The sequence below is a fragment of the Pseudoalteromonas neustonica genome (assembly GCF_001653135.1).
In the GTDB taxonomy this organism is placed as follows: domain Bacteria; phylum Pseudomonadota; class Gammaproteobacteria; order Enterobacterales; family Alteromonadaceae; genus Pseudoalteromonas; species Pseudoalteromonas neustonica.
This window is the reverse complement of record NZ_BDDS01000054.1, coordinates 1-1,834: the sequence shown is the minus strand read 5'-3', so window position 1 is coordinate 1,834 and position 1,834 is coordinate 1. Positions and strand designations below refer to the sequence as shown.

General features: G+C 46.9%; 3 protein-coding genes. All 3 read right to left on the bottom strand.

All coding sequences use genetic code 11. The features are described from left to right. Nucleotides 1–119: 119 nt before the first annotated feature. Genes A7967_RS22025 through A7967_RS22015 form a run of 3 tightly spaced genes read right to left on the bottom strand, consistent with a single transcriptional unit; the run spans nucleotide 120 to nucleotide 1,652 of the window. The gene (locus A7967_RS22025; RefSeq protein WP_064436116.1) at nucleotides 120–752 is read right to left on the bottom strand and encodes a phage virion morphogenesis family protein; all 633 of its coding nucleotides are present in this window, start codon (nucleotides 750–752) and stop codon (nucleotides 120–122) included. Continuing rightward, nucleotides 745–1,218, bottom strand: a complete 474-nt coding sequence (locus A7967_RS22020; protein WP_064436115.1) for a phage tail protein — start codon at nucleotides 1,216–1,218, stop codon at nucleotides 745–747. Before A7967_RS22020 ends, A7967_RS22025 begins: the two co-directional genes overlap by 8 nt. Beyond that, nucleotides 1,215–1,652, bottom strand: a complete 438-nt coding sequence (locus A7967_RS22015; RefSeq protein WP_064436114.1) for a head completion/stabilization protein — start codon at nucleotides 1,650–1,652, stop codon at nucleotides 1,215–1,217. Before A7967_RS22015 ends, A7967_RS22020 begins: the two co-directional genes overlap by 4 nt. Between the last annotated feature and the right edge of the window lie 182 nt (nucleotides 1,653–1,834).

Here is a 1,834-nt window from a genome sequence, read left to right as displayed (position 1 = left end):
TTGGGCGCTTGGCCTAAAAACAATACGCTGCGCTCTACCTGTTTTGTAGCGCCACTGCCTGTTTGAATGGCGGCAACGGATACTTTACCTTGTGCCATGGTCGTTCCTTTTGCTTTGCGCTACGCCACGTGCATAGCTTTGTTTAAAATAAAATTCATTTGCTCTTTTTGTTCGCTAACGGTTTGCCCTAAAAAAGAGCGGGCAGGCAAATCAATTTGCCATGAGCTCTTACCTGAGCTGCCCTTTAATTCGTGCAGTAAAAACCCAGCTTGATTAATACTTAAATTCTCTGTTATCCATTTAATGCTCGGGCGTTTGCTGCCCTTGCCTTTACCGCGCGGTATTTTGTAGCCCTCGGCTATTAATGCCCGGGCTAAATTTCGCGTGGCTGGCCCTTCTTTATTCTGTGCGGCTAAACCTTTGGGTTTACCTGCATCTAGGCTGACACCCTCTTGATGCGCGCGGGCTATTTTGCCGCTGTTGCCACCTCTAAAATAAACCCCTGCGTTATTGGCGCCGTAACGTACTTTCATGTTGCGCTTTAGCTTGGTGAGCATTTTCTTTTTTTTGCCGTTTGCTCTGCCTTGCCATGTTTTGCCTACCAGATCACGTTGCCCAGTAATGCGCTCTTTACTGCTTTTGTTTGCTGCACGTATTGCACTGCGCAATAGGTTGCGGCGTTTATTGGGCTTGAGCTGTAAAAACGCTAATTGGTCTTTACTGCGCCCTTCGTCAAACTTGACGTTAAGCACGGCTTACATGACCCTCAAGTGTGAACGCTTCAGCTATCCACAAGCTTTGCTCACCAAAGTCGTAACGGTTGCCGTTTAATTCAAACGGGCCATTGGGTGTTTGCACCAATTCAATATCTTCACAAAGCTTCTCTATCGTTAGCTCTACTTCGTTGCTGTTGTCATCGTTTACGTCGGCACTAAATTCAATGTCGGGGCTGTCATAACGCCCGCCGTTGTTTTGCAGCCAAAATGAGGCAAAGGCACAAATGAGCGCAGCCGGAGCAAAGCATGGGTTGATACTGATCACCCCTGAGTAATAAAACCGCGCGGCTAACAATCCATTCCCATTAATCGTTTTGCTGCTTGGCTCTATGCGCCCGCCTTCTATCCAGCTATCAAACTGGGTATCGAGCGCCAGCTTATGCCCTTGGTATTCAACGCTGGCTAAATGCTGTTTAAGCGTTGCTATTTTGCTCTGGCTCATATCAGCGCTACCGATAAGTTAGGGCTCAGTGCTTGCAGTAAACGCATGGCGTTTAGGCTTTCGTGTTGCCAGTGATCATAATTATCAATGGCCGTTTGGCTTTGTGCTGTTGCGTTGTCTCGGTGCGTACTGCCAAGCTTTGATACCAATAAATGCGCCTTAGCTTTGCTGTACACCGCATCGTGATAAAAAATTACTTGCTGCGCATTCAGTGGCTCGCCATTAGTGAGCTGAACATCTTCTAGTTCTTGGTTAATTTCACCTTGAGCACGCTTTAGCTTTTCAACAAGCAGCGCACTTTTGCTGGCGTACTCTTGGGCAACGCCGTAATGCTCAATAAAATACGCGGTGCTCAGTGCTGGGTAATAGCCATTATCTGGCACTTCAATATTAATGCTTTGTAAATCTGCTTGTGGCATACCGCTTAAGTTCATATTGCACCTGTAAAAACACACATTAAATTGGGTGTGGGCGCCACTTAGTCACAGGGCGTCAAACAACGAATGCTGACGAAGTGCTAAGTTGCCCACCGGCGTTGGAGCTGTTATTCGCTAACGATCCCTTTTAACTGTTTCGTTAGCTTATCGACTAAACCTTTAACCCCTGCTTTGTCGTT